At 71.8% G+C, this 25,415-nt stretch carries 20 protein-coding genes, 2 pseudogenes and 1 riboswitch; of the genes and pseudogenes, 5 read left to right on the top strand and 17 right to left on the bottom strand.

The genetic code is table 11. The features are described 5' to 3' along the window. Window positions 1-9 precede the first annotated feature (9 nt). Window positions 10-765, top strand: a complete 756-nt coding sequence (locus tag ABZS71_RS09415) for a decaprenylphospho-beta-D-erythro-pentofuranosid-2-ulose 2-reductase (protein WP_355844844.1) — start codon at window positions 10-12, stop codon at window positions 763-765. A 140-nt stretch (window positions 766-905) separates the two neighbouring features. Here ABZS71_RS09415 and ABZS71_RS09420 read toward each other — a convergent pair whose 3' ends face one another. After that, a complete protein-coding gene (locus ABZS71_RS09420; RefSeq protein WP_356208589.1) occupies window positions 906-1,505 on the bottom strand; it encodes a 2'-5' RNA ligase family protein in 600 nt (199 codons plus the stop codon). Between the two features lie 238 nt (window positions 1,506-1,743). Then, a complete protein-coding gene (trpS, locus tag ABZS71_RS09425; RefSeq protein ID WP_355844850.1) occupies window positions 1,744-2,757 on the bottom strand; it encodes a tryptophan--tRNA ligase in 1,014 nt (337 codons plus the stop codon). A 46-nt stretch (window positions 2,758-2,803) separates the two neighbouring features. Here trpS and ABZS71_RS09430 point away from each other — a divergent pair. Further along, a pseudogene (locus ABZS71_RS09430) lies at window positions 2,804-3,391 on the top strand (sigma-70 family RNA polymerase sigma factor); the annotation flags it as partial. 362 nt (window positions 3,392-3,753) lie between these two features. On the opposite strand, the gene glyA reads toward ABZS71_RS09430, so the two are convergent. Beyond that, window positions 3,754-5,025 (bottom strand): serine hydroxymethyltransferase, encoded by a 1,272-nt coding sequence (gene glyA / locus ABZS71_RS09435; RefSeq protein WP_356208591.1) that lies wholly within the window; start codon window positions 5,023-5,025, stop codon window positions 3,754-3,756. Between the two features lie 40 nt (window positions 5,026-5,065). Further along, window positions 5,066-5,163, bottom strand: a riboswitch (ZMP/ZTP riboswitch). A gap of 61 nt (window positions 5,164-5,224) precedes the next feature. Here glyA and rocD point away from each other — a divergent pair. Beyond that, window positions 5,225-6,466 carry an ornithine--oxo-acid transaminase gene (rocD, locus tag ABZS71_RS09440; protein ID WP_355844856.1) on the top strand — a complete coding sequence of 414 codons (1,242 nt, stop codon included), beginning with the start codon at window positions 5,225-5,227 and terminating at the stop codon, window positions 6,464-6,466. Between the two features lie 165 nt (window positions 6,467-6,631). On the opposite strand, the gene ABZS71_RS09445 is transcribed toward rocD, so the two are convergent. Then, window positions 6,632-8,152 carry a PLP-dependent aminotransferase family protein gene (locus ABZS71_RS09445; protein WP_356208592.1) on the bottom strand — a complete coding sequence of 507 codons (1,521 nt, stop codon included), beginning with the start codon at window positions 8,150-8,152 and terminating at the stop codon, window positions 6,632-6,634. A 47-nt stretch (window positions 8,153-8,199) separates the two neighbouring features. Between ABZS71_RS09445 and ABZS71_RS09450 the strand changes: the two genes are divergently transcribed. Both ABZS71_RS09450 and ABZS71_RS09455 read left to right on the top strand, forming a co-directional pair. After that, window positions 8,200-8,685 (top strand): carboxymuconolactone decarboxylase family protein, encoded by a 486-nt coding sequence (locus ABZS71_RS09450; protein ID WP_355844862.1) that lies wholly within the window; start codon window positions 8,200-8,202, stop codon window positions 8,683-8,685. A gap of 143 nt (window positions 8,686-8,828) precedes the next feature. After that, window positions 8,829-9,135, top strand: a pseudogene (locus ABZS71_RS09455) (isocitrate lyase/phosphoenolpyruvate mutase family protein); the annotation flags it as partial. Between the two features lie 143 nt (window positions 9,136-9,278). Here ABZS71_RS09455 and ABZS71_RS09460 read toward each other — a convergent pair. From ABZS71_RS09460 to ABZS71_RS09520, 13 genes are all read right to left on the bottom strand, one after another. After that, the gene (locus tag ABZS71_RS09460) at window positions 9,279-10,256 is read right to left on the bottom strand and encodes an ABC transporter substrate-binding protein (protein WP_355844865.1); all 978 of its coding nucleotides are present in this window, start codon (window positions 10,254-10,256) and stop codon (window positions 9,279-9,281) included. A gap of 1 nt (window position 10,257) precedes the next feature. Then, window positions 10,258-12,267, bottom strand: coding sequence for an ABC transporter permease subunit (locus ABZS71_RS09465; protein ID WP_356208593.1), 2,010 nt, complete (start codon window positions 12,265-12,267; stop codon window positions 10,258-10,260). 91 nt (window positions 12,268-12,358) lie between these two features. After that, on the bottom strand, window positions 12,359-13,459 hold the full coding sequence (locus ABZS71_RS09470; protein WP_355844871.1) for a glycine betaine/L-proline ABC transporter ATP-binding protein: 1,101 nt from the start codon (window positions 13,457-13,459) through the stop codon (window positions 12,359-12,361). Next, entirely contained in the window at window positions 13,459-15,045 is a 1,587-nt protein-coding gene (locus ABZS71_RS09475) for a GMC oxidoreductase (RefSeq protein ID WP_356208595.1), read from the bottom strand. The genes ABZS71_RS09470 and ABZS71_RS09475 overlap by 1 nt, the downstream gene beginning before the upstream one ends. Before the next feature lie 200 nt (window positions 15,046-15,245). Then, window positions 15,246-16,748 carry an aldehyde dehydrogenase family protein gene (locus ABZS71_RS09480; RefSeq protein WP_355844877.1) on the bottom strand — a complete coding sequence of 501 codons (1,503 nt, stop codon included), beginning with the start codon at window positions 16,746-16,748 and terminating at the stop codon, window positions 15,246-15,248. Window positions 16,749-16,881: 133 nt separating this feature from the next. Then, window positions 16,882-17,724, bottom strand: a complete 843-nt coding sequence (locus ABZS71_RS09485) for a serine/arginine repetitive matrix protein 2 (protein WP_356208597.1) — start codon at window positions 17,722-17,724, stop codon at window positions 16,882-16,884. 192 nt (window positions 17,725-17,916) lie between these two features. Next, on the bottom strand, window positions 17,917-18,720 hold the full coding sequence (locus ABZS71_RS09490) for a hypothetical protein (protein ID WP_356208599.1): 804 nt from the start codon (window positions 18,718-18,720) through the stop codon (window positions 17,917-17,919). A 1-nt stretch (window position 18,721) separates the two neighbouring features. After that, window positions 18,722-19,183, bottom strand: a complete 462-nt coding sequence (locus ABZS71_RS09495; protein ID WP_356208600.1) for a hypothetical protein — start codon at window positions 19,181-19,183, stop codon at window positions 18,722-18,724. After that, a complete protein-coding gene (locus ABZS71_RS09500; RefSeq protein WP_356208601.1) occupies window positions 19,170-20,948 on the bottom strand; it encodes a hypothetical protein in 1,779 nt (592 codons plus the stop codon). The genes ABZS71_RS09495 and ABZS71_RS09500 overlap by 14 nt, the downstream gene beginning before the upstream one ends. A gap of 150 nt (window positions 20,949-21,098) precedes the next feature. Then, window positions 21,099-22,088: a malate dehydrogenase gene (locus ABZS71_RS09505; protein ID WP_356208603.1), complete on the bottom strand. Its 990-nt coding sequence runs from the start codon at window positions 22,086-22,088 to the stop codon at window positions 21,099-21,101. Between the two features lie 264 nt (window positions 22,089-22,352). Beyond that, window positions 22,353-23,438: a DUF2690 domain-containing protein gene (locus ABZS71_RS09510; RefSeq protein WP_356208604.1), complete on the bottom strand. Its 1,086-nt coding sequence runs from the start codon at window positions 23,436-23,438 to the stop codon at window positions 22,353-22,355. A gap of 418 nt (window positions 23,439-23,856) precedes the next feature. Beyond that, on the bottom strand, window positions 23,857-24,393 hold the full coding sequence (locus ABZS71_RS09515) for a DUF3017 domain-containing protein (protein ID WP_356208606.1): 537 nt from the start codon (window positions 24,391-24,393) through the stop codon (window positions 23,857-23,859). Next, window positions 24,383-25,270, bottom strand: a complete 888-nt coding sequence (locus tag ABZS71_RS09520; RefSeq protein WP_356208607.1) for a bifunctional methylenetetrahydrofolate dehydrogenase/methenyltetrahydrofolate cyclohydrolase — start codon at window positions 25,268-25,270, stop codon at window positions 24,383-24,385. Before ABZS71_RS09520 ends, ABZS71_RS09515 begins: the two co-directional genes overlap by 11 nt. Between the last annotated feature and the right edge of the window lie 145 nt (window positions 25,271-25,415).

The following is a 25,415-nucleotide window of genomic DNA, read 5'->3' on the forward strand; positions in this document are numbered from 1 at the left end:
GGGCCGCCCGTGAAGGACGCCTTCGGTTCCCCGCAGTCGCTGCTCGTCCTCGGCGGTACCTCCGAGATCGCGCTGGCGACCGCCCGCCGCCTGATCACCCGCCGTACCCGCACCGTCTGGCTGGCCGGCCGTCCCTCCCCCGCCCTGGAGTCCGCCGCGCGGCAGCTGCGGGACCTCGGCGCCGACACCCTTACGGTCCCCTTCGACGCCCTCGCCCCCGAGACGCACGAGGTGACGCTGGGCAAGGTCTTCGCCGAGGGCGACATCGACATGGTGCTGCTGGCCTTCGGCGTCCTGGGCACGCAGGCGCACGACGAAACCCATCCGCCGGCGGCCGTCCGCGTCATCCAGACCAACTGCACGGGGGCCGTCTCCGCCGCCCTGGTCTGCGCCCACGCCATGCGCCGCCAGGGCCATGGCTCGCTCGTCGTGCTCTCCTCGGTCGCCGCCGAGCGCCCCCGCCGCGCGAACTTCATCTACGGCTCCAGCAAGGCGGGGCTCGACGCCTTCGCCCAGGGGCTGGGAGACGCGCTGCACGGCACGGGCGTCCATGTGATGGTGGTGCGCCCCGGCTTCGTCCGTACCAAGATGACGGCCGGGATGCGGCCCGCGCCGCTGGCCACCACGCCCCAGGCGGTCGCCGAGGCCATCGAGGAGGGGCTGCGGCGGAGCTCCGGGACGGTCTGGGTACCGGGCGCGCTGCGCGTGGTGATGTCCGTCCTCCGGCATCTGCCCCGAGCGGTCTTCCGCCGGCTGCCGGGCTGAGCGGAGGCCGGAGGGCTGAGCGGAGGCCGGAGGGCTGAGCGGAGGCCGGAGGGCTGAGCGGAGGCCGGAGGGCTGAGCGGAGGCCGGAGGGCTGAGCGGAGGCCGGCGCGGCCGATCGCCGGCGGCCGGCCGTTGATCGGCTACACGGAGGGAGCGGCCGGGCGGGAGAGATCGGCCTGACGGGGCACCACGGGCGAGGCGCTCTCCGGCGGCTCGCCCGACCCGAAGGGGTACTCGCGGTCCAGCCGCCACACCCCGTCCGCCCCCTGCTCGTAGAGGGCGAATCCGGTGATCGTCCAGGCCGCCTCGTAGTCGCTCAGCTCCGCGAACGCCCGGTCCATCGCCTCTTCGTCGATGCCGTGCGCGACCGTGACATGAGGGTGGTACGAAAACTGCAGCTCGCGAGCGCACGGCCCGGACTCCACCCGGATCTGCTCCTGCAGCGCCGCGCACTCCTCCGCGCCTTCGACGATCTTGACGTAGACGACCGGCGAGAGCGGGCGGAAGGTGCCGGTCCCCTCCAGCCGCATCGGGAACGGCCGCCCCTCGGCCGCGACCTGGGCCAGATGGTCCTCGACGGCGGGCAGCGCGGAGGCGTCGACCTCGGTCGGCGGCAACAGGGTGACGTGGGTGGGGATGCCGTGAGCGGCCGGGTCCCCGAAGCCGGCGCGCCGCTTCTGGAGGAAGCTGCCGTACGGCTCCGGGACCGCGATCGAAACGCCGAGCGTTACGGTCCCCACTGCGTTCTCCCTCCTGGCCCTCCCGGGCTGCTGGGCTTCAAGCCATCCGCACCCGTGTCAGTGTGGCGGCTGCGCCGCGTTCGCGGCTAGGTTCCTCGGTCCTTCGACACACAGGGCCGAAGACCCCCTGGTCAGGGGGTCCAGCCGCGGTGTACCGCTGTCTTCGGGCGTCCGTATCCGTACGTGTGCGCGGCGCGCCGCGCTCACCGGGCGGCGTCGGGCGCGGCGCGGACGGCGCTCAGTGCGTCGCGGGCAGGAAGCCCACCTTCTCGTAGGCGAGGGCCAGCGTCTCGGCGGCGACGGCGCGGGCCTTCTCGGCTCCCTTGGCCAGGATTCCGTCCAACGTCCCCGGGTCCGCCAGGTATTCCTGGGTCCGCTCGCGGAACGGCGTCACCCACTCGACCAGCACCTCGGCGAGGTCGGTCTTGAGCGCGCCGTAACCCTTGCCCTCGTACCTGCGCTCCAACTCGGCGATGGGGGTGCCGGTCAGGGTGGAGTAGATGGTCAGCAGATTGCTGACGCCGGGCTTCTTCTCCTCGTCGAAGCGGATCTCGGTCTCGAGGTCGGTCACCGCGCTCTTGATCTTCTTCGCCGAGACCTTGGGCTCGTCGAGGAGGTTGACGATGCCCTTCGGGGTGGACGCCGACTTGCTCATCTTGATCGACGGGTCCTGCAGGTCGTAGATCTTCCCGGTCTCCTTGACGATGTACGGAGCGGGGACGGTGAAGGTCTCGCCGAAGCGGCCGTTGAACCGGTCCGCGAGATCGCGAGTGAGCTCGATGTGCTGGCGCTGATCCTCGCCGACCGGGACGTGGTTGGCCTGGTAGAGCAGGATGTCCGCGACCTGGAGGATCGGGTACGTGAAGAGGCCGACGGTCGCCCGGTCGGCGCCCTGCCTGGCCGACTTGTCCTTGAACTGGGTCATCCGGGAGGCCTCGCCGAAGCCGGTGAGACAGTTCATCACCCAGCCGAGCTGTGCGTGCTCGGGCACATGGCTCTGGATGAAGAGGGTGCAGCGGTCCGGGTCGAGGCCGGAGGCGAGCAGCTGGGCGGCGGCGAGCCGGGTGTTGGCGCGCAGCTCCGCCGGATCCTGCGGCACGGTGATCGCGTGCAGGTCGACCACGGTGTAGAACGCGTCGTGGGTCTCCTGCAGCGCGACGTACTGCCGGATCGCACCGAGGTAATTCCCGAGGTGGAACGAGCCTGCGGTGGGCTGGATACCGGAGAGCGCACGGGGACGATCGAGGGCCATGGCACCCATTCTCTCAGGTGTGGAACCAGACTCCGTCCGCCGGTGTATGAAAGATGTGAGGACTGAGGAGGGGGCGCGGGAGGGGGACCTCATCGCGCGGGACGAAGCAAGGACCATCGCGCGTGTGCGGGCCGGGGATACCGAGGCGTACGCGGAGCTGATGCGGGCCCATGCGCCGATCGCGCTGCGCACGGCGGTGCTGCTCGGGGCGGGTGCGGACGCGGAGGACGTGGTGCAGGACGCCTTTGTGAAGGCGTATCTCGCACTGGGCAGATTCCGGGGCGGGGCGGCGTTCCGGCCGTGGCTGCTGCGGATCGTCGCCCACGAGACGAGTAACGCGGTGCGCTCGGCGCGTCGGCTGCGTACGGCGGTCGACCGGGAAGGTGCGCTGGCCGGGGCCGAGCCGGTGATACCGGAGTCGGCCGATCCGGCGGCCGTGGCGATGGCGGGCGAGCGGCGGGCCCGGCTGATGGCCGCCCTGGAGGAGCTGAGCGAGCCGCAGCGCCACGTAGTGATCTGCCGCTATCTGCTGGATCTGGACGAGGCGGAGACCGCGGAGACGCTGGGCTGGCCGCGCGGCACGGTGAAATCGCGGCTGAGCCGCGCCCTGAAGCGGCTGGAGCAGCTGCTGGGGCCCGAGGACGGGGCGGCCGGCGAGGCGGTCGTCGCGGAGACCGGCAAGGCGGCCGGCAAGGCGATCAAAGAAGAGAGGCGGGGAGGAGATGGCCGGGGAAGGGCTGCCGGAGGAGCTGCGGGCGCTCGGGCGCGCGCTGGAGGGACCGCCGCCCGGCGGGCCGTCGGCGGACGGCGTGTCGCCGGGGTCGGCAGCCGGCGTGTCGCCGGGGGGCGGCGAGACGGTGGTCGAGCGGGTGCTGGCGCGGATCGTGGGCCTGCCGGCGCCGGTGCCCGTGCCGGTGGTCGGCGACCGGATCCGGGAGGAGCAGTGGTGGCGGCCCCTACCCGGCCTGGAGGCCGGGCAGGGCCCCGTGGGCGGCGTCAGCCGATCGGCAGACCGGGGGCCGGATAGGCCTCCATCAGCTCGGCGACCTCGGCCCTGATCTTGATGAGGGCCGCCTCGTCACCGGTCTTCGCGGCGGTCACACCCCGGTCGATCCAGTCGGCCACGGCGGGCATGTGGTCGGTGCCGAGGCCCCGCGAGGTCAGGGAGGGGGTGCCGATCCGGATGCCGGACGGGTCGAAGGGCTTGCGCGGGTCGAAGGGGACGGTGTTGTAGTTCACCACGATCCCGGCCTGGTCCAGGGCCTTCGCCGCGACCTTGCCCGGCACCTCCTTGGGCGTCAGATCCATCAGGATCAGATGGTTGTCGGTGCCGCCGGAGACCAGGTCGAAGCCGCGGGCGAGCAGCGCCTCGGCGAGGGCCTTGGCGTTGGCGACGACGGCGTGGGCGTAGTCACGGAAGGAGGGCTGGGCGGCCTCGTGCAGGGCCACCGCGATGGCGGCGGTGGTCTGGTTGTGCGGACCGCCCTGCAGCCCGGGGAAGACGGCCTTGTCGATGGCCTTGGCATGGGTCTCGCGCGACATCAGCATCGCGCCGCGCGGACCCCGGAGCGTCTTATGGGTGGTGGTGGAGATGACATCGGCGTGCGGAACCGGCGAGGGGTGGGCGCCGCCCGCGATCAGCCCGGCGATATGCGCGATATCGGCGACGAGCACCGCGTCCACCTCGCGGGCGATCTCCGCGAAGGCGGCGAAGTCGATGGTGCGGGGCACGGCCGTGCCACCGCAGAAGATCAGCTTCGGCCGCTCCTTGCGGGCCAGATCGCGCACCTCGTCGAAGTCGATGGCGCCGGTGTCCTGGCGCACCCCGTACTGGACACCGCGGAACCACGCGCCGGTCGCGGAGACGCCCCAGCCGTGGGTGAGGTGGCCGCCCATCGGCAGTGACATGCCCATCACGGTGTCGCCGGGCCGGGCGAAGGCCAGATAGACGGCAAGGTTGGCGGGCGAACCGGAGTAGGGCTGGACATTGGCATGCTCGGTGCCGAAGACGGCCTTGGCCCGGTTGATCGCCAGGGTCTCGACCTGGTCGATGACCTGCTGGCCCTCGTAGTAGCGGCGGCCGGCATAGCCCTCGCTGTACTTGTTCTGCAGCACCGTCCCGGAGGCTTCCAGGACGGCCCCGGAGACATAGTTCTCGCTGGGGATCAGCCGCAGGGTCTCGGACTGCAGCACTTCCTCGGCGCCGACGAGGGCGGCGAGTTCGGGGTCGGCGGCCGACAGGGCGGGATGGGAGAGGGGCAGGCTCATGGTGTCCTCCGGGGCGATCGGTGGTTGTCCGGTCGTGCTCCCGGGGTGCCCAGGCGGGCGGCACCTCGTGGCGCTGTGGCCGCGCACCGCTTCCTCGTGGTCGGTTCCACGCTCGGCTCGCCAGTCACGGTGCGCACCCCCACTCTAGGGGGTGTCCAGCCGCCTATGAGTAAGGAGCGTTGATCAGCTCCGATAGCGAATGGAGTCCGTGGTGTCCCCGACAGAGCACCCCGCGCAGCGCGCCGTGGCGGCCGCCGAGGCCCATAGCGCGCACAACTACGATCCGCTGCCGGTCGTCATCGCGTCCGCCGAGGGCGCCTGGATGACCGATGTGGAGGGCCGCCGCTATCTCGATCTGCTCGCCGGATACTCGGCGCTCAACTTCGGGCACGGCAACCGGCGGCTGATCGACGCCGCCACGGCGCAGCTGGAGCGGGTCACCCTCACCTCGCGGGCGTTCCACCACGACCGCTTCGGCGCCTTCTGCGCCGAGCTCGCCGAGCTGTGCGGGATGGAGATGGTGCTGCCGATGAACACGGGGGCGGAGGCGGTCGAGACGGCGGTCAAGACCGCCCGCAAATGGGGCTACCGGGTCAAGGGTGTGCCGGACGGCCGGGCCAGGATCATCGCCGCCGAGAACAACTTCCACGGCCGGACGACCACCCTCATCAGCTTCTCCACCGACCCGACGGCCCGCGCGGACCACGGCCCCTTCACCCCGGGGTTCGACATCGTGCCGTACGGCGATCCGGCGGCGATGGAGGCGGCGCTCGACGCCGCCCCCGAGGAGACGGTCGCCGTGCTGTTGGAGCCCATCCAGGGCGAGGCCGGTGTGCTGGTGCCGCCGCCCGGCTATCTGGCCCGGGTGCGGGAGCTGACCCGGGCGCGGAATGTGCTGTTCATCGCGGACGAGATCCAGTCGGGCCTCGGGCGCACGGGCCAGACCTTCGCCTGTGAGCACGAGGGCGTGGTCCCGGATGTCTATCTGCTGGGCAAGGCGCTCGGCGGGGGTGTGGTGCCGGTGTCGGCGGTGGTCTCCTCCGAGGAGGTCCTCGGGGTCCATCGGCCCGGTGAGCACGGCTCGACCTTCGGCGGCAATCCACTCGCCTGCGCCGTCGCGCTGGAGGTCATCGCCATGCTGCGGACGGGTGAGTTCCAGCGGCGGGCGGCGGAGCTGGGCGAGCTGCTCCACCGCGAGCTCGGGCTGCTCCTCGGAGACGGGGTTCAGGAGGTGCGGGGGCGGGGGCGGGGGCTGTGGGCGGGGGTGGACATCCATCCGTCGCTCGGCACCGGGCGGCAGATCTCCGAGCGGCTCATGGAGCGCGGGGTGCTGGTCAAGGAGACCCATGGCACCACGATCCGGATCGCCCCGCCCCTGGTGATCAGCAAGGAGGATCTGGAGTGGGGTCTGGATCAGCTCAGGGCGGTGCTCGCGGAGTGAACCCGGAGCGCTCGGTCACATGCGGCACAAAGCACGCGTACTCGTCGGTGATCAGCCCCGCCGACACCCATATGCCGGGCCCCGCCGCCCGGCTCCGGGTCCACACAGCGCTTGTCCGGCTCCGAGCCGCAGGAGGTGAGCGCCGCCGCCAGCGCGCCCAATTCTCTAGGGGAGGACGCGGCACAGCGCCTCCAGCGCGCCCGTGAAGGCGTGGTCGGGCGCGGTCCCATAGGCGAACACCAGCGCGTCCGGCTGCTCTTGCGGCTGACCCGTCCCGCGCTCGGCCCCGGCCCCGTTCGCCCCGGCCCCGTTCTCGTCCTGGTACCGGAAGCGGGTCAGGCCATCCACGGCCAGGCCCTGCCAGGCCGCGCCCTGCACCACGGACCGCTCGGTCCCCGGCGGCAGTTCGAGCACCGCGTGCAGTCCGGCCGCGATGCCCGTGACGCGGACCCCTGGGGCGCGTTCGGCGAGCGCCGCGACCAGCTGATCGCGGCGGCGCCGGTAGCGCATCCGCATACCGCGCACATGGCGGTCGTACGCGCCGGAGTCGATGAACTCCGCGAGCGTCAGCTGGTCCAGCGCACTCGACTGCCACTCCCCCGTCCCCTTGACCGCCAGGAGGTCGTCCATCAGATGGTCCGGCACCACCATCCACGCCAGCCGCAGCGCGGGCGCCAGGCTCTTGCTCGCCGTGCCCAGATAGACGACGTGCTCGGGGTCGAGCCCCTGCAGCGCCCCGACCGGCTGGCGGTCGTAGCGGAACTCCCCGTCGTAGTCGTCCTCCAGCACCAGTCCGCCGGTCCGCGAGGCCCAGTCGACCACGGCGGCGCGGCGGTCGGGGTGCAGGGAGACGCCCGTCGGGAACTGATGTGCCGGGGTGAGAGTGACGGTCCGTACCTCCGCGAGCCGGTCCAACTCGCCGATGCGGGCGCCGTGGCGCTCGACCGGCAGGGGTACGGTGCGCAGCCCGGCCCGGCGCATCACCTTCCAGTGGATGTCGAGCCCGTACGACTCGACGGCCATCCACCGGCATCCGGCCTGCCGCCGCACCCTGCTGAGCAGCGCGAGCCCCTGGGCGAACCCCCCGCAGACCACGATTTGTTCGGGCGCGGCCCGCACCCCACGGGCGCGCGCGAGATAGTCGGCCAGTACGCGGCGCAGCTCGGGCCGCCCGGCGGGCCGGCCGTAGCCGAAGGCGTCGCTGGGCGCGGCGGTCAGGGCGCGGCGGGCGGCGGAGAGCCAGGCGGAGCGGGGGAAGGCCGAGACATCGGGCGAGCCGGCCCGCAGATCGTAGGCGGGCCGGCCGGCGGCCACGGCGGCGGCCGTGGGCGTGCGCGGGGGCGCGGGCTCGGGCGGGACGACTCGCCGGGCGACCTGGGTGCCCGAGCCCTGGCGGGCGGTGAGCCAGCCCTCGGCGACGAGTTCGCCGTAGGCGTCGGCGACGGTGTTCCGGGCGATGCCGAGGTCGGCGGCGAGGGAGCGGGAGGAGGGCAGCCGGGTGTCGGGGGCGAGCCGCCCGGTGCGTACGGCATCGCGCAGGGAGCGGATCAGCGCGGCCCGCACCCCGGTCCCGCCGCCCCGCGGCAGATCAAGATGCAGATCGGCGCCCGGACCGGCCCCGGACTCCGTCCGCGCTCCGGCCCCCTTCCCGGATTCCGCCTTTGGAGTGGCCCGTGAATCCTCCATGGAAATGGACCATATCGCTGGGCTACTGAGGTTCTAGCGTGGACGCCATGACGACGAACGAGACCACCCACCGACACGGCCCCCGGATGCGCTTCGCGCAGGCGGCTCCCGAGGTCTACAAGGCCATGGTCAACCTTGACGTGGCCGCCAGGAAGGGCCTGGACCCGGCATTGACCGAGCTGGTCAAGACGCGCGCCTCGCAGATCAACCACTGCGCCTTCTGCATCGATATGCACACCAAGGACGCCCGTGCGGCGGGCGAGTCCGAGGAGCGCCTCTATCTCCTCAACGCCTGGGAGGAGGCCGGGGATCTCTACACCGAGAAGGAGCAGGCCGCGCTGGCCCTGACCGAGGCCGTCACCGTGCTGACCGACGGCTTCGTCCCGGACGAGGTGTACGACCGGGCCGCCAAGCACTTCGAGGAGAAGGAGCTGGCTCAGCTCATCGCCCTGATCCTCACCATCAACGCCTGGAACCGGGCCGGTGTGACCACCCGCCTGGCCCCCGGCGCCTACAAGCCCACGGCCCACTGAAACGGCTCGCTGAAGCGGCTCACGGAAAACGGCCCACGGAAACGGCTCACGCAAACGGCTCCATGAAGAGGTCCCTTCATGACGGCAAGCCCCACCACGCCCCACCACGCCCCACCACGCCCGCGGCCCAGGCGTTCCGCGCGATGCACCACGGCCGGGCCGCGGACGATCCGCTGGTGCTCCCCGGCCCCTGGGACGCCGCCTCGGCGCGGGTCTTCGCCGACCGGCCATCCGGCGCTGGCGACGCCGAGCGCAGGGGTCTCGGCGTCGCTCGGCTACCAGGACCGCCACACCCCGCCGTCGGAGATGTTCGCCACCGTCGCCCGGATCGTCCGGGCCGTGGACGTACCGGTGCCGGCTGATGTCGAGAGCGGCTACGGCCTCGATCCGAAGGAGCTGGTCGCGCGGCTGCTGGAGACGGGCGCGGTGGGCTGCAATCTGGAGGACGCGAGACCATGGCCGCGGCGCGGGACCTCATGGAGCGGCTGGGCCCCGCCTCGTCCACCGGTTGAGGACGATGTCCACCTGAGGACGATGTCCACCGGTTGAGGACAATGCGGGGCCCATGCGAGGCGTGGAAGCCGGCGCAGCCGCTACGGCATCCACTTCTTCCAGACGTCGGGGTGCTCCTTGACCCACTTCTCGGCCGCTTCCTGAGCGGAGAGCCCGTCCGCGGCGATCAGCTCGGAGACCTCGTTCTGGTCCTTCTCCGTCCAGTGGAACTTCTTCAGGAACGCCGCCGCCTTGCCGCCCTTCTTCGCGAAGTCCGCGTTGAGGTACTTCTGCAGGGGCGTGGTCGGGTAAGCGCAGTCGATGGACTTGGGGTCCTCGGTGCCCTTCTCGGCGCAGGCGTCCGTGTACTTGGGAAGCTTCACCTCGACCATCGGCACCTGGTTGAACAGCCACTGCGGTTTGTACCAGTAGGTCAGGAAGGGCTTCTTCGCCTTGGCGAACTGCTGCATCTGGGTGATCTGCGCCGCTTCCGAACCCGCGAAGACCACCTGGTAGTCCAGGTTGAGGTTCTTCACCAACGCCTTGTCATTGGTGACATACGACGGCGAGCCGTCGAGGAGCTGCCCCTTGCCGCCGCTCTCCGCGGAGCGGAAGGTCTTGGCGTACTTGTTGAGGTTCTTCCAGTCGAGGACGTCCGGATGGGCGTCGGCGAAGTACTTCGGCACCCACCAGCCGATATGGCCGGTGACGCCGAGGCCGCCGCCGTTCGCGATCGTCTTCTTGTCCTTGACGTAGCGCTGCTCCTGGTCCGGGTGGCCCCAGTCCTCCAGGAGGGCGTCCACCCGGCCCTGGCTCAGCGCGTCCCACGCCGGAACCTCGTCCACCTGCACGGTGTCGACGCGGTAGCCGAGCTCATGCTTGAGCAGATATTCGGCGACGGCGACGTTCGCCTGGGCGCCGACCCAGGACTGCACGGAGAGGGTGACGGACTTCGCGCTGCCGACGTTGGCATACGGCGAGGACTGCTTGGTCATGTCCGCCGCGCCGCAGCCGGTCGCGGTGAACAGGACCGTGACCCCGGCGGCGGCCATCAGCAGCTGTGTGCGCTTGCGAGCCATATCAGGCCCCCTTCTTGTCGCGGCGCTTGGTCGGCTGGGTGACCCGGTCCAGCATCAGACCGAGGCAGACGATCGCCGCGCCCGCGACCAGACCGGTGGCCAGATCGCCCTGCGCCAGGCCGAACACCACGTCGTAGCCGAGCGCGCCCGAGCCGACCAGACCGCCGATGATGACCACGGCCAGCACCAGCACCACGCCCTGGTTGACGGCGAGGAGCAGCGCCGGGCGGGCCAGCGGCAGCTGGACCTGGCGCAGCTGCTGGCCGCGCGTGGCGCCGAGCGAGCGCGAGGACTCCATCGCCGCCGGGTCGACGCTCCGCAGCCCCTGGGTGGTGATGCGGATGACGGCGGGGAGGGCGTAGACGATGGCCGCTGCCGCCGCGGGGGCGCGGCCGACGCCGAACAGCGCGACCACGGGGATCAGATACACGAACTGCGGCATGGTCTGGCAGACGTCCAGCACCGGCCGGAGCAGCCGCTCCAGGCGGGTGCTGCGCGCGGCGGCGATGCCGATCGCGAAGCCGAGGACGAGGGTGACGGCGACGGCGGCCAGCACCTGGCAGAGCGTGTCCATGGACGGCTCCCACACGCCGAGCACGCCGATCGCGGCCATGGCGGCCGTGGCGGTCAGGGCGGTGGCCCAGGTGCCGATCGCCCAGGCGAGCGCCGCGACGATGAGCAGCACCCCGTACCACGGGAGGCCCTGCAGCCCCTGGCGCAGCGGGTCGAGGATCAAGGTGACGTAGTGCGAGGCCCAGTCGGCGGTGCCGCCGACGACGGGAACACCGGAGTAGAGATGGTCGACCATCCACTCCTTCGCCTGGTTGACCGGGTCCTCGATGGCGAAGACCCAGCCGTCGGGCCAGGTCAGGGACCCGCTGAACCGTCCGGCGAGGGCCAGGACCGCGGTGATCACCGCGACGCCCGCCCAGGCGGGCCAGCCGCGCAGCAGCCGGTGGCCGCCCTCGTCGGGGTCCGCACCGAGGCGCTCACCCGCGGCGGCGGTGGTGCGGTCCAGGACGACGGCGAGCAGCACGATCGGGAGGCCGGCGGCGAGCGCCTTGCCGACGTCGACGGTGGACAGCGCCTGGTAGACGCGGTCACCGAGACCGCCGCCGCCGATCATGGACGCGATGACGGCCATGGAGAGCGCCATCATGATCGTCTGGTTGACGCCGAGCAGCAGTTCCTTGCGGGCCAGCGGCAGCCGGGCCGACAGCAGCCGCTGCCGGAAGGTCGCGCCGAGCGAGGCCACGGCCTCCAGCACCCCGGCGTCCGCGTTACGCAGACCGAGGGCGGTGAGCCGCGCCATCGGCGGGGCCGCGTAGATCACGGTGGCCAGCACCGCGCCGGGCACGCCGATGCCGAAGATCAGCACCACGGGCAGCAGATACGCGAAGGCGGGCAGCACCTGCATGGTGTCGAGCACCGGTCGCAGCGTCCGGAACATCCGCTCCGAGAGCCCGCCGGCGAGGCCGAGCAGCACGCCGATGACGACCGAGACGGTGACGGCGACGGCCATCAGCGCGAGCGTCTGCATCGTCGGCACCCACATGCCCAGCAGTCCGCAGACGGCGAGGGACACCAGGGTCGTCACCGCGACCCGCACCCCGGCCACCCGCCAGGCGACCAGGGCCGTGGCGGCCGTGACCCCGGTCCAGCCGAGGGCGAGGAGGGCCAGATAGACGGCGCGGACGCAGACGATGACCGCGTTGCTGATCTGCCCGAAGAAGTAGAGGAAGATCGGGTGGCTGTCGCGGTTGTCGATGATCCAGTCGCTCGTCTTGCCGAGCGGTTCGGATACGTCGACGGTCAGCGCGTGCGGCCAGCTGCCGCTGCCCCACTGGGCGTGGGCGAGCGGCACCAGCACGGCGGCCACCACCGCGAGCAGCGCGAGCTTGCGCACGGCGGGACGGCGGACGGCGGTCCGCAAGCGGCCGGCGCGCGGTTCCTCCGCGGGGGTCCGGTCGGCCGCGGTCTCGGCGGCGGGGGAGGTGGTCGTGGCGGTCATACGCGCCCCCCGGTCCCGGCCGGCATCGGCTGCGATGGCGGACACGCCGCGGCGAGCGCCGCGCGTGCCGCTCGGCAGGCGGTCGCGGCGATCATGCGGCACCCGCCTCCTCGCGGTCCAGCCCCGCGACCACGTTGAGCAGGCATGCGTGGTCGACGACACCGAGGCAGCGGCCGCCGTCCACGACCCGGACCGGGCCACCGGTCCTGGCCACGGCCTCGATCGCGTCGGCGACCGTCGTGCCGGGGGCCAGCGCGGGGCCGTCGTCGGCCTCGCCGGTCCCGGCGGGGCGCATGGCACGGCGTACGGTCAGCACCTGCTCACGCGGCACATCGCGGACGAAGTCCCGTACGTAGTCGTCGGCCGGGGAGCCGACGATCTCCTCCGGGGTGCCGAGCTGCACGATGCCGCCGTCGCGCATCAGCGCGATGCGGTCGCCCAGTCGCAGGGCCTCGCTCAGATCGTGGGTGATGAAGACCATGGTGCGGCCCTCGTCGTGGTGCAGCCGGATGACCTCTTCCTGCATATCGCGCCGGATGAGGGGGTCGAGCGCGCTGAACGGCTCGTCGAAGAGCAGCACCTCGGGGTCGGCGGCGAGCGCACGGGCCAGGCCCACGCGCTGCTGCTGACCACCGGAGAGCTGGCCGGGGCGGCGGCGCTCCAGGCCGTTGAGGCCGACCTTGTCGACCATCTCGGCGGCCTTGGCGCGGCGCTCGGCCTTGCCCATGCCCTGGATCTCCAGGCCGTAGGCGACGTTGTCGAGGACCGAGCGGTGCGGCAGCAGCCCGAAGTGCTGGAAGACCATGGCGGCGCGGCGCCGGCGCAGATCACGCAGCCGGGACTTGTCCATGGCGAGGACATCCTCGCCGTCGATGCTCAGATCGCCGGCGGTGGGCTCGATCAGCCGGGTCAGACAGCGGACGAGGGTGGACTTGCCGGAGCCGGACAGCCCCATGACCACGAAGACCTCGCCCGGCTGGACGTCGAAGGAGACATCGCGGACGGCGGCCGTGCAGCCGGTCCGGCTGCGCAGCTCCTCGGTGGACAGCTCGGCCTCGGCGGAGCCGGGGACGCGGTCGGCCTTGGGTCCGAAGACCTTCCACAGGCCGCGCACGGAGAACACCGGGGCGTCGCCGCCCCGTTCGGTCGTCTCAGGGGTCTCGGGCGTCTCGGGGATCACGGTCGTGGCCATCACGCGTCACCTCCCGGCGCGGGCTGCGGGGCTCGATCGCGGGATCGGTGCCTCTCCTGGTCGCGCTCCTGGTTCAGCAGCTCGGCGCACTTTTCGCCCACCATCAGGACTCCGATCATCGGGTTCACGGCCGGCATCGTCGGGAAGACGGACGCGTCGGCGATACGGATGCCGTTGAGCCCCCGGATCCGCAGATCCGGGCCGACCACGGCGAGTTCGTCCGACGTGGCGCCCATACGGCAGGTGCCAGCCGGGTGGTACACGGTGTGCGCGACCTTGCGGGCGTACTCGCTGATCTCCTCGTCCGAGGTGATCTCCGGGCCCGGGCACACCTCACGCTTGAGCCAGCCGGCCAGCGGCTGGGTCTTGGCGATCTCGCGTGCGATGCGGATGCCGTCGACCAGCGTGCGGCCGTCGTAGTCCTCCTCGTCCGTGAAGTAACGGAAGTCGAGGGCGGGCTTGACGGCCGGGTCGGCGCTGGTGAGGTAGAGCCGGCCGCGGCTGCGCGGCTTGGGGATGTTGGGGGTCATCGACACGCCGTGCTCGGGCTTCTCATAGCCCAGCCGCTCCGGGTTGTCGGTGAACGGGATCTGGTAGAAGTGGAACATCAGATCCGGCCCCCGGGACTCCGGGTCGCGCCGGACGAACAGGCCCGCGTCGGAGTCCATCGCGGAGTTGTCCGGAATCGGGCCGTCGGTCTCCCACACGATCACCGACTCGGGGTGGTCGAGCAGATTCTCGCCGACGCCCGGCAGATCGTGGACGACGGGGATGCCGAGCGCCTCCAGATCGGCCTTGGGCCCGATACCGGAGTGCATCAGCAGCCGCGGGGTGTCCACCGCACCCGCGCAGACCAGGACCTCGCGCTCCGCCTCGACCAGGATCTCCTCGCCGTCCTTGGTGCGGACGCGGACGCCGGTCGCCCGGCCCGTCTCGTCCAGCTCCAGCCGGTACGCCCAGGTCTCCAGCATCAGATGGAGGTTGGGGCGGTCCAGGAAGGGGTGCAGATAGGCGACGGATGCCGAGGAGCGCTTGTTGTTCTCCGGGTGGTACGCGAGGTCGAAGAAGCCGACGCCCTCGTGGAACGGCTTCTTGTTGAACCCCTCGACGCGCGGCACCCCGGCGGCCGACTCGGCGGCCTCGACGAAGTCACGCGCGATCGCGTTCCGGTCCTTCTCGTCCACCGGCACGATGTTGTTGCGCAGCCGGTCGAAGTACGGGTCCATGGACGCGGCGTCCCAGCCCTCGGCGCCCGCCTCGGCCCACTCGTCCCAGTCGCCCGGCAGCGGCTTGAAGGAGATCAGGGTGTTGTGCGAGGAGCATCCGCCGAGCACCCGGGCGCGGCTGTGCCGGATATGGGAATTGCCGCGTGGCTGCTCGGTCGTGGGGTAGTCGTAGTCCAGATCGCCGCCGAGCAGGCCGAGCCAGCGGCGCAGGGTGAGCACATCGGGCCGGTCGATGTCGGAGGGTCCGCCCTCGATGACGGCGACGCGGACATCCGGGTCCTCGGTGAGCCGGGAAGCGATCACCGATCCTGCGGTGCCGCCGCCGACGACGACGTAGTCGTATACGACAGGTACGGACATAGTGCGATTACTCCTCGCGGTCTTACCAGCGGCCCGCGATGGTGCGGGCCAGGGGCTGCCGCCCCTGGGTGGGGGTGGTGCGTACGTGCGGAGCCGCCGGGCGCCGTCACGAGGCGCGGCCGGACCGGGCCCGGCGGCCGGACCGGGCCCGGCGGCCGGACCGGGCCCGGCCGTCCCCGGACGGGGCCGGCGGCGGGGCGTCAGCCGCCGAACCAGCGCACCGGGCTCGGCCGCAGGTTCTCGTAGATGTGCTTGGACTCGCGGTATTCGGCCAGGCCCGAGGGACCGAGCTCGCGCCCGACCCCGGACTTGCCGAAACCGCCCCATTCGGCCTGCGGGAGGTAGGGGTGGTAGTCGTTGATCCACACGGTGCCGTGCCGCAGCCGGGCGGCGACGCGCCGCGCCCGGGCGGTATCGGCGGACCAGACGGCGCCGGCCAGTCCGTACTCCGTGTCATTGGCGAGTGTGACGGCCTCGTCCTCGGTTTGGAAGGACTCGACCGTCAGAATCGGACCAAACGTTTCCTCACGCACCACGCGCATCTCGCGGTGGCACTGGTCCAGCACGGTCGGCAGATAGAAGTAGCCGGTCGCGGGGCGGACCGCGGACGGCTCGGGCCGCTTGCCGCCGCAGCGCAGCGCCGCGCCCTCGGCCAGGGCGGACGCCACATACGCCTCGGTCTTCTCCAGCTGCTGGGCCGAGACCAGCGGACCGCACTCGACACCGTCCTCGGTGCCGCGGCCCAGCTTGATCTTCTCCGCCCGGCGGGCGAGCTCAGCGACGAACCGCTCGCGCACCGACTCCTCGATGATCAGCCGGGCGCCGGCCGAGCAGACCTGGCCGCTGTGGATGAAGGCCGCGTTCAGGGCCTGGTCGACGGCGGTGTCAAAGCCCTCGTCGGTGGCGCAGGCATCGGCGAAGACCACATTGGGGTTCTTGCCGCCGAGCTCCAGCGCGACCTTCTTCACGGTCGGCGCGGCGGCCTGCGCGACCTTCGTACCGCTGATCAGCCCGCCGGTGAAGGACACCAGGTCGACATCGGGGTGCTCGGACATCCGGGCGCCGACGGGGTCACCCGCGCCGGTCACGACGTTGGCCACCCCGGTCGGCAGCCCCGCCTCGACCAGCAGCTTCACCAGATGGACGGTGGAGAGCGGGGTCACCTCGCTCGGCTTGATCACAAAAGTGTTCCCGGCGGCAAGCGCCGGGGCGACCTTCCAGCTGGCCTGCAGCAGCGGATAGTTCCAGGGGGTGATCAGCGCGCAGACGCCGACCGGCTCATGCACCACGACGCTGTGCACATCGGGGGTACCCGCGTCGACGACGCGCCCGGCCGACTCGCCCATGACCAGCTCGGCGAAGTAGCGGAAGGCGTTGGTCACATCGTCGACGTCGACCCGGCCCTCCTCCAGCGTCTTGCCGGTGTCCCGGCTCTCGAGGAGGGCGATGGTCTCGCGGTCGCGCTGCAGCAGCTCGGCGACCCGGCGCAGCAGCGCCGCCCGCTCGGCCACCGGCGTACGGGGCCAGGGGCCGTCGTCGAAGGCGCGGCGCGCGGCGGCTATGGCCGCGTCGGTGTCCTCGGCGTCACCCTCGGCGACAAGGGCGAGGGTCTTGGCATCCGCGGGGTCGAGGACCTCCCGCTGCGCGCCGGATGTGGCTGCCCGCCACACCCCGTCCACATGAATGGTCTCGACTGCCGACACGTCTTCTCTGCCTTCCGGTTTTGCGAGCTTTCCCGCTGGCCACGCCAGCAACAGGGACCCCCTAACCAGAAGAACCAAACGTATGCGCAATTCGTCATAGAAAGTGGGCTGACTCACTTCCCCTCACGCTGAGTCACGAGGCCATGCAGTACGCGGTGGGACAGAAGGTGTCCAGCGCGGCCTGGTGGATCTCCTGCTCGCTCGCCCGGTCCGCGGCGGGGCCGATGACCAGCACCGCGTACATCGTGCCGCCCTGCGTGGCGAAGCGGCGGTCGAGTATGCGGCGGTGGCCGGAGCTCTTGCTCTGGTAGGTGTACTCCAGCGCCGCCGGGTCCATCGTGGCCGGGCCGAGCTGCGACAGGGTGACCTGTTCGTAGTCCTGGCCACGAGAGGCGATCCGCTCGGCCTCCTGCGCCGACTCGTACGGCGTCGACTCGGGCCCGTGCAGCTCGAAGATCTGGATCATGGTGCTGTCGTCGGGCGAGGTGTAGAAGACGCTGGGGCCCTCGACCCTCCGCCGCCATCCGTCCGGGACGGCGAGGTGGTACCCGGCCGGGTCGGTCTGGGTGCTGTAGCCCGCGGGCGGCGTGCCGCCCGTCAGGGACGGGGACGTGGGGGTCCCGAAGGGGGTCGCGGACGGGGACGCGGACGGCAGCCCGGTCGGGAGGTCCGTCGGGACACCGGTCGGCACCCCGGTCTCGGGGCCGGGCGAGGGAAAGAGATCGCTCGGCTGGGAGACCTCCGCGCTCGGCGTCGGCGCTGGGCTCTCGCTCTCCCAGGGCAGCGGGCCCGCCTGATGGCCGGTCTTGCCGTCGCCCCCGAAGGCCACCCATCCGGAGAACGCGATCCCGGCGGTGAGGAAGATCGTCACCGCGACCGCCTGCAACACACGCCGGGCCTCACCGGCGGGCGGGCCCGGTGGCCGCCCCTGACTCCCGTCGTCCACCCACTGCTCCCCCGTGCCCCCGTTGCTCATGCCTTCCCCCCGATAGTGGAACTCTTCTGCCGATAAGGCGAGTTAGCCGACATACGGTGAACCCAGTATGAGGGACACCGCCCCTTCTGCCACCGCCTCGATGCCGGATACTTCGCGCACTGCCATGTGGCCGCTGCCATGTGGCCGCTGCCATGTGGCCGCTGCCATGTGGCCGCTGCCAGGTCGCCGCTGTCATGTCGCCGGGCAGTACCCGGTGGGACAGAATGCGGCCAGCACGATCCGCTGCCGATCGCGCTGGAGCGGCCATTCCTCGGCCGGGCCCGCGATCAGCACCGCGTACTGCACCTGATTCGGTCCGGTGAAGGCGCGGTCGAGAATGCGGCGCTGCCCGTACTTCTCGCTGCGGTAGCCGTATTCGAGCTCCGCGTCCGCACCGTCGCCGGAGCCGACCCGCTCCAACCGGTACTGCTTGTAGCCAGGGTTCTTCCTCAGCCCCGCCTCCGCCTTCCGCAGTGCCTCATACGGCGTGACCTTCGGCTCGGTCAGAGCGAAGATCTGGATCAGGCTGCTCGCGTCGGACGACTCGTAGAAGACGCCCGTATCGCGCTTGACCCGCTGCCAGCCCGCCGGAACGTCGAGCGTGAAGCCCTCGGGGTCCGTGGTGCGCACATAGTCCGGCGGCGGTCCGCCGCTGCCTTCAGCGGCCGCCGACGGCGGCGCCGAGGACGGCCACGACGGGGTCGCGGACGGCGGCATCGGGGATGCCGAGGGGTACGCCGACGACGACCAGGACGATGCCGAGGCCGAACCGCCCTGCGCCTGCGGCTTGTCGTCGCCGTTACCCGCCAGCAGCTTCCAGGCGCCGACGCCGATACCGCCGGCCAGAGCGACGGCGAGCACCGCCAACAGCACCGTGCCCAGATGCGGGTTGGGCGGTCTACGGCCCGGACCGGGCGGCTCCGCGCCCTCCCCCACCCAGCGCTGAGCGCCCTCATCCCACCGGGGGCCGCCGCCCCCGCCGCTCGGCGCGCTCATCTCAGCCGCCCAGCAGAGCGCCGACCGCCTGCCCGACGGCGACGCCGGAGGCGAGCATGCCGATGCTCGTGCTCGCGTCCTGCAGCAGGGCGCGCATACGGGCGAGCCGGCCGACCCCCGCCCGGCCGGTGCGCTGGATCTCGTCCTGGGCGTCGGCCAGCTCCTCGGACAACGCGCTGACCTCCGGGCTCGGGACCACGCGCTCCAGATCGGTGGCGAGCTGCCGGACAGCCTCGAAAAGCTCCTCGTACGCCGGGTCGCAGGGGACCTCCTGCCGCCGCCCGTTCACGATGTAGTTGTGGTCGCCGATGCCGACGGCGCCGCCGCGCACACTGCCGATGCGGATATCGCCGAACTTCCGCCCGCCCCCGCCCCCGCCGTGCGCCGCGCCCGTGCCGCCCGCGCTGCCCGCGCTGCCCGTGCCGCCCGTGCCGTTCTCGTCGTCCGTCTCAGCCGCCGTCATGGCCGCCTCCCGCTCCATTGCTTCTGGTGTTGCTGATCGTGTTGTGGTCGCCGAAGCCGAAGGCGCTGTTCTCCGCGGACTCGATGAAGACACCGCCGCCGCTGATATTGATGACCTTCTGCTCGAACTCACCGGTCTCCCAGCCGGCTTCGTCCAGCGCCCGCCGAACACCGTTGGCCACCCGGTCCTCAACGCTCTTCAGGTAGCGGCTGACGTCCATCTCCTGGAAGAGCGAGGCGCCGGTGTCGCTGCCCAGCTCCCGCACCGACGCCCAGGGCCCGTCGGGGATGGCCGCCTCATAGCCGCCCGCGTACATCCGCCAGACGAAGGCGGCCGAGCGGAAAGCGTGGATGAGCGCCCGGCCCGCCGCCGTGGGCGTCCGGGCCAGCGCCCACGCCACCTTGCCCGGCAGCCCGCCACGGCGATGGGAGTCGGAGAGCCGGTCGACCGCGCGGAATTCCGGGCGGATCGGGCGCAGCACATGCGGGGCGAATTCCAGCATCAGCATCCCGCCCTGGGTATGCACCCGGACGAAGACGGTGGTGACGACCTCTTCCCGCCAGGCTCCGACGCGGACGCGCAGAAAGTGCCGGCGGATCTCACCGCCCTCCTCGACGGCCTCCGCCCGCTCCCGTGCGAAGTCCGCCTCCCCGTACGGCACGAAGGAGCGGCTGCGCAACCCGGTGGCCTTCAGGAACACACACTCGTCGAGCTCCAGACCGCGCAGCCGGTCGCGGGTCTCGGCCGGCGTCCGGGCGGTGTCGTGGGTGGACGGCGCGCGCAACCTCTCCACCAGCGGCCGGATCCGCTCCAGGATCACCCGGTTGTCGAGCGGCACCGGGGTCTCCCCCTCGCGCGGGCGCAGCTCGACGGCGAGGGTCCAGGGGTCATGCGCGGTGCCCGCGCCGAGGAAGGGGTGGCGATCGTGGTAGAGGATCACCGGTGAGTGCTGCTCGCGCCGGATCAGGGCCCGCACCCGCCGGAAACGGCCGCCCTCGAACCGATCGGCGGGGTCCGCGCCGATATCGGCGAAGGCCTCCGGCTCCAGATCGGTGGCCAGCACCCGGGCCACATGCTCACGGTGGAGGGCGACCGCGGCGGCCATCGCGGCCGGGATCACCAGCGCGAACCAGGCGGCGCTGGTGTCGCTCCCGGCCAGCAGGCCCGGAGCCAGAAAGCTCTCCAGCGCGCCGGGCTCCGGATTGTCCGCCAGGGCCAGCTCCAGTGCGGAGTACGCATAGGACAGCAGCGTCAGACAGCCGAACAGCCGCAGCACCGCCGCCGCCCGCCGTCGGTGGACCGTGATCCCGTCGGACCCCGGATAGTCGGCGCGGAACGGGCCGGACGCGCCGCCCCTCGCCCAGGACGCCGCCAGCAGCAGCACGACGGACAGCAAGAACGCGTAGAAGAACCCCTGGGTCAGCAGGAAGTCCATGAGCCATAACGCCACCAGCAGCCCGGTCCAGCACGCCTCCAGACGGCGGGCGCGCAGCGCGTGCGCGAGCACCCGGGCCGCGTCGATGCCCAGCGACGGCGCCACGGCGCGCTCCTCGTGGACATACAGCTCGTCCACGACCGCGTCCCGGAAGTCGTCGTCGAGATAGACGCCCGCACACAGCAGCCGGGTGGCCTCGCTGGCGGCATAGGGCGACGAGAGAGGCGAGGAGGACGGACCAGGCGGCGAAGGATCCGGTCGCTGCTGCGGCAGGCGGCGCGCGGCATGAGCCGCGCGACCCGCGCGATCGACGTGACTGTCCTTGGCCATGCTCTCCCCCCGAGGCCGGCGTCAACCCGTCCTACGGTAGGGGAAAATGAGCCTCGATCACAGGGAATGGCCGAAGGGTCACTCTCCGGAGTGAATACCGGAGAGTGACCCTTCGGACCGATGTGCGCCCGCGTGGGCGTGCTATCGGATTCAGATGAGGCCGAGGCCGCGCACGGCCTCGCGCTCCTCCTCGAGCTCCTTCACCGACGCGTCGATGCGGGCCCGCGAGAACTCGTTGATGTCCAGGCCCCGCACGATCTCGAAGGCGCCGTCCTTGGCGGTGACCGGGAAGGACGAGATCAGACCCTCCGGCACCCCGTACGAACCGTCGGAGACGACACCCGCGGAGGTCCAGTCCCCCTCGTTGGTGCCGTTCACCCAGGTGTGGACGTGGTCGATGGCGGCGTTGGCGGCGGAGGCGGCCGAGGACGCGCCACGGGCCTCGATGATCGCCGCACCGCGCTTGGCGACGGTCGGGATGAAGGTGTCGGCGAGCCACTGCTCGTCGTTCACGACCTCGGCGGCGTTCTTGCCCGCGACCTCGGCGTGGAAGACGTCCGGGTACTGGGTGGCGGAGTGGTTGCCCCAGATCGTCAGCTTCTTGATCTCGGTGACCGGGACGCCGGTCTTCTTCGAGAGCTGCGACAGGGCGCGGTTGTGGTCCAGGCGGGTCATCGCGGTGAAGCGCTCGGCCGGTACGTCCGGGGCGGCGGCCTGCGCGATGAGCGCGTTGGTGTTCGCCGGGTTGCCGACGACCAGGACCTTGATGTCGTCCGCCGCGTGGTCGTTGATGGCCTTGCCCTGCGGCTTGAAGATGCCGCCGTTGGCCTCCAGCAGATCGCCGCGCTCCATGCCCTTGGTCCGCGGGCGGGCGCCGACGAGGAGCGCGACGTTCGCGCCGTCGAAGGCCACGTTCGGGTCGTCGGAGATGTCAATACCGCGCAGCAGCGGGAAGGCGCAGTCCTCGAGCTCCATCGCGGTGCCCTCAGCGGCCTTCAGTCCCTGTGGGATCTCCAGGAGACGCAGCTTGACCGGCACGTCCGCGCCGAGGAGCTGGCCGGAGGCGATGCGGAAGAGCAGCGCGTAGCCGATCTGGCCGGCCGCGCCGGTGACGGTGACATTGACGGGAGTGCGGGTCATGGCGGTCTCCTGCGCTGTGTTTTCTGTCCGAGATCTCTTGGTGTCGAGATACCGGCGTCAGGCTATCCGACGGCGCCTGGCCCGGTTCCTCGGGCCACTGTGTCACTCCTCACCGGGCACACTCCGGCGGCCGCCTGCCGAGGAGGGGGAGTGCAGGCGGCCGCCCGGTGCCACACCCGTGGGGGGTCGGACTGCGCCTGCCCCGAATCCCCGGGGGCATTCCCCCCGATGCGCGATTCCTCCGGACGGCGGCCCTTCCCGGGCTCAGCCCCGGGCGCCGCGGGCCGTGCAGCCGCGCTGTCCTCCGGCGAGGGTGGCGCACGCGGTGGCCCGCGAGGCGGAGTCGACCGAGATCATCCCGGTGTACGCGTCACCGTCGGCGTCGACCTTGCTGTCCTGGGTTCGCGCCGCGGCGCCGCCCCTGGCCGGCGTGGTGACCCGTATCAGGTCGCCGGGGGCCGCCCGGGTGACGCGGGCCCAGGCCGCACCGCAGGTCCTGCTGTAGCGGACCTCGACATACGCGGTGCCGACGGTCACGTTGGCGGTCGTCGTCGCGGACGCGCCGCACCCCATGGTCTGGGGGTCCTTGCCGGTGCAGCCGGCCCCCGCGCACTTCACTCCGGCCGGCAGTTGGCGCGCGCTGGTGGCGGGAGCGGTGGTCGGCTTCTCCGCCCGCTTCTCCCCGCCGCCGCCCGGGTTGATCAGCGCAAGGGCGCCGGCGATGAGCAGAAGCGCGCCGACGACGCCGGCGACGAACAGCACGACGCGCCGCCGCCCCTCCCGCGAGGGCGGCGACGGCGACGGTGCCGATAAGACCGATGAGGCCGATAAGGAGGGCGGCGGTGAGGACGACCCCGGCTCGGAGTGAACCGGCTCCGGCGACGGCACCGAAGCGGACATCGGCGGCGGCGCGACCAGTGGACGCTCCGGACCGGGCAGCTCCACGCCCTGCCGGCCCTTGTCCGACGGACGGCCGTTCCTGTTCCCCCGCGCCCCGTGCGCCGCCGGGTCGAACTCCTCGATGGCGACCCGTGCCTGAGCCACCCTGGTGGCCTCCACCGTGACGTCATGCCGCATCTCGGAGCGGCACCAGGCCCGCTCCGCCAGCTCCCACAGGGTGCTGAGGTGGTGGACGTCGGCGCCCGTCGCCTCGGCCAGCGCCTCCACCGCGCCCTGGGGCGGCAAGAGCCGTCCGTTGAGGTATCGCTCCCATGAGCTCTTGCTGTAGCCGGTACGGTCGGCGACGGCGACGACGCTCATCCCGCTGCGTTCGACGAGTCTGCGCAGCTGCCCGGTGAACTCTCTTACCTGCGGGTCGAGTTCCTCCGGCAGGTCCCTCCAACGAGGCATTGCCTCCCCCTGTCCCCCCGTACATACGTGGCCAATCTCCTGAATCGCGCACGCTGTTGGCGTCCCCGAGACCCGAACTCACTACCCAATGGGATGCCTTGCCCCAGGATGTCAGTTCCTCGGGCGGGGGCGCATCGGAGCATTCCGTACCCCCTCGCGCACGCCCTCGCGCCGGGCTCGTCGTTGCGCAGCCGAGACCTCGTACCGGAATGGTCACTTCCGCGCCACAGGGCCCCGACGTCCATTGATCCCGCACAGCCGACACACAACCCTGGTTACCAGGCGGTCCGTCCTTCTTCGGGGGAGAGGGCGGACCGCCGCCGGGCCCATCGGTCCGGTCAACACGGCGGCGGCCCGTCCTCCCTCGGGGAAGAGGACGGGCCGCCGTTGTGTTCGATCGGCCGGTGCACGGTGTCGGCTAGCGCACGGTGAAATGCACCACGTCTTCCAGGAACGGGATCTTCACCCAGGGATCCGGTTGGACCATCAGGGACAGCAGCACGATCACCGCGCCCAGCAGTCCGTACGTCAGCATGTCGGTGAAGCGCGAGCGCACCGCGAGCATCCCCACCTCCGGCAGCGCCCACCGCAGTACGGCGCCCGCCAGCAGGGACAGCCCGATCAGCACCGTGCCCGCGCGGAACGCGTCCAGGGAGACGATCAGCAGCCCCAGGCCGACTCCGCCCATCACCGCGAGCAGCGGCCACTGGCGGGCCGGCGCCGAGGCGCTGCCGGGGGCGGCCCGGCCGCCGCCCTCCGGGCGCGCGGTGTCCCGGGTGATCAGCGGAAAGCGGCGCGACTTCCGGGCGGGCCGCTCAGGCGCGCCGGACGACGCGGACGAGGCTGACGAGGCTGACACCGCGGCTGCCGCGGACGACGCGGACACCGCGGCTGCCGCGGACGACGGGGCGGGCCGCTGCTCCCCGGCCGCCGGTTCGCTCGCCTCAGCCGTCATGACCGGCACCGCTGTCGGCGGCCGCCTTGGCGTTCCGCTCCGCGGCCTCCACCACATTGACCAGCAGCTGGGCGCGGGTCATCGGGCCGACGCCGCCGGGGTTCGGCGAGATCCAGCCCGCGACCTCGGTCACATCGGGGTGCACATCGCCGGCGATCTTGCCGTGCTCGTCCCGGCTGACGCCCACGTCGAGCACCGCGGCGCCCGGCTTGACGTCCTCCGCCTTGATCAGATGCCGCACGCCGGCCGCCGCCACGATGATGTCGGCCTGGCGCAGGATCCCGGGCAGGTCCCGGGTGCCGGTGTGGCAGAGCGTGACCGTCGCGTTCTCCGAGCGGCGGGTCAGCAGCAGCCCGATCGACCGGCCGACCGTGATGCCGCGGCCGACGACCGCCACATGCGCGCCGTTGATCTCCACGCCGTGGTGGCGCAGCAGCTGGATGATGCCGTAAGGGGTGCACGGCAGGGGGCCGGTCTCGTTCAGCACCAGCCGGCCGAGGTTCGTCGGGTGCAGCCCGTCGGCGTCCTTGGCGGGGTCGATCAGCTCCAGGACGCGGTTGGCGTCGATGCCCTTCGGGAGCGGCAGCTGGACGATGTAGCCCGTGCAGGCGGGGTCCTCGTTGAGCTCCCGTACCACCGCCTCGATCTCCTCCTGGGTGGCGGTCTCGGGCAGGTCGCGCCGGATGGAGGCGATGCCGACCTCGGCGCAGTCGCGGTGCTTGCCCGCGACGTACCACTTGCTGCCGGGGTCCTCGCCGACCAGCACCGTGCCGAGGCCGGGATGGATGCCCTTGGCCTTGAGCGCCTCCACACGGCTGACGAGATCGGACTTGATCGCGGCTGCGGTTGCCTTGCCATCGAGAATCTGGGCGGTCATGACTTCATCCTCCCGGATGTGGGGACGTCGGATCCAATCAGGGGCCGGACGAAGGCCGCACCTCGGGCGCGGGGGTGCGGCCTTCGGCGCCTGCGGCGGGCTCGGTACGGGCGGCTCGGCGCGGACGGCCCAGCGGCTCAGCGCG

It is taken from the genome of Streptomyces sp. NPDC005393, assembly GCF_040606675.1.
Taxonomy (GTDB): Bacteria; Actinomycetota; Actinomycetes; order Streptomycetales; family Streptomycetaceae; genus Streptomyces.

Excerpts from the sequence above, each read along its gene's own strand:
- trpS (WP_355844850.1), bottom strand. The coding sequence starts at position 2,757 with ATGGCCCTCGATCGTCCCCGTGCGCTCTCCGGTATCCAGCCCACCGCA.
- glyA (WP_356208591.1), bottom strand. The coding sequence starts at position 5,025 with ATGAGCCTGCCCCTCTCCCATCCCGCCCTGTCGGCCGCCGACCCCGAA.
- rocD (WP_355844856.1), top strand. The coding sequence starts at position 5,225 with ATGGAGTCCGTGGTGTCCCCGACAGAGCACCCCGCGCAGCGCGCCGTG.
- ABZS71_RS09445 (WP_356208592.1), bottom strand. The coding sequence starts at position 8,152 with ATGGAGGATTCACGGGCCACTCCAAAGGCGGAATCCGGGAAGGGGGCC.
- ABZS71_RS09450 (WP_355844862.1), top strand. The coding sequence starts at position 8,200 with ATGACGACGAACGAGACCACCCACCGACACGGCCCCCGGATGCGCTTC.
- ABZS71_RS09460 (WP_355844865.1), bottom strand. The coding sequence starts at position 10,256 with ATGGCTCGCAAGCGCACACAGCTGCTGATGGCCGCCGCCGGGGTCACG.
- ABZS71_RS09465 (WP_356208593.1), bottom strand. The coding sequence starts at position 12,267 with ATGACCGCCACGACCACCTCCCCCGCCGCCGAGACCGCGGCCGACCGG.
- ABZS71_RS09470 (WP_355844871.1), bottom strand. The coding sequence starts at position 13,459 with ATGGCCACGACCGTGATCCCCGAGACGCCCGAGACCCCTGAGACGACC.
- ABZS71_RS09475 (WP_356208595.1), bottom strand. The coding sequence starts at position 15,045 with ATGTCCGTACCTGTCGTATACGACTACGTCGTCGTCGGCGGCGGCACC.
- ABZS71_RS09485 (WP_356208597.1), bottom strand. The coding sequence starts at position 17,724 with ATGAGCAACGGGGGCACGGGGGAGCAGTGGGTGGACGACGGGAGTCAG.
- ABZS71_RS09490 (WP_356208599.1), bottom strand. The coding sequence starts at position 18,720 with ATGAGCGCGCCGAGCGGCGGGGGCGGCGGCCCCCGGTGGGATGAGGGC.
- ABZS71_RS09495 (WP_356208600.1), bottom strand. The coding sequence starts at position 19,183 with ATGACGGCGGCTGAGACGGACGACGAGAACGGCACGGGCGGCACGGGC.
- ABZS71_RS09500 (WP_356208601.1), bottom strand. The coding sequence starts at position 20,948 with ATGGCCAAGGACAGTCACGTCGATCGCGCGGGTCGCGCGGCTCATGCC.
- ABZS71_RS09505 (WP_356208603.1), bottom strand. The coding sequence starts at position 22,088 with ATGACCCGCACTCCCGTCAATGTCACCGTCACCGGCGCGGCCGGCCAG.
- ABZS71_RS09510 (WP_356208604.1), bottom strand. The coding sequence starts at position 23,438 with ATGCCTCGTTGGAGGGACCTGCCGGAGGAACTCGACCCGCAGGTAAGA.
- ABZS71_RS09515 (WP_356208606.1), bottom strand. The coding sequence starts at position 24,393 with ATGACGGCTGAGGCGAGCGAACCGGCGGCCGGGGAGCAGCGGCCCGCC.
- ABZS71_RS09520 (WP_356208607.1), bottom strand. The coding sequence starts at position 25,270 with ATGACCGCCCAGATTCTCGATGGCAAGGCAACCGCAGCCGCGATCAAG.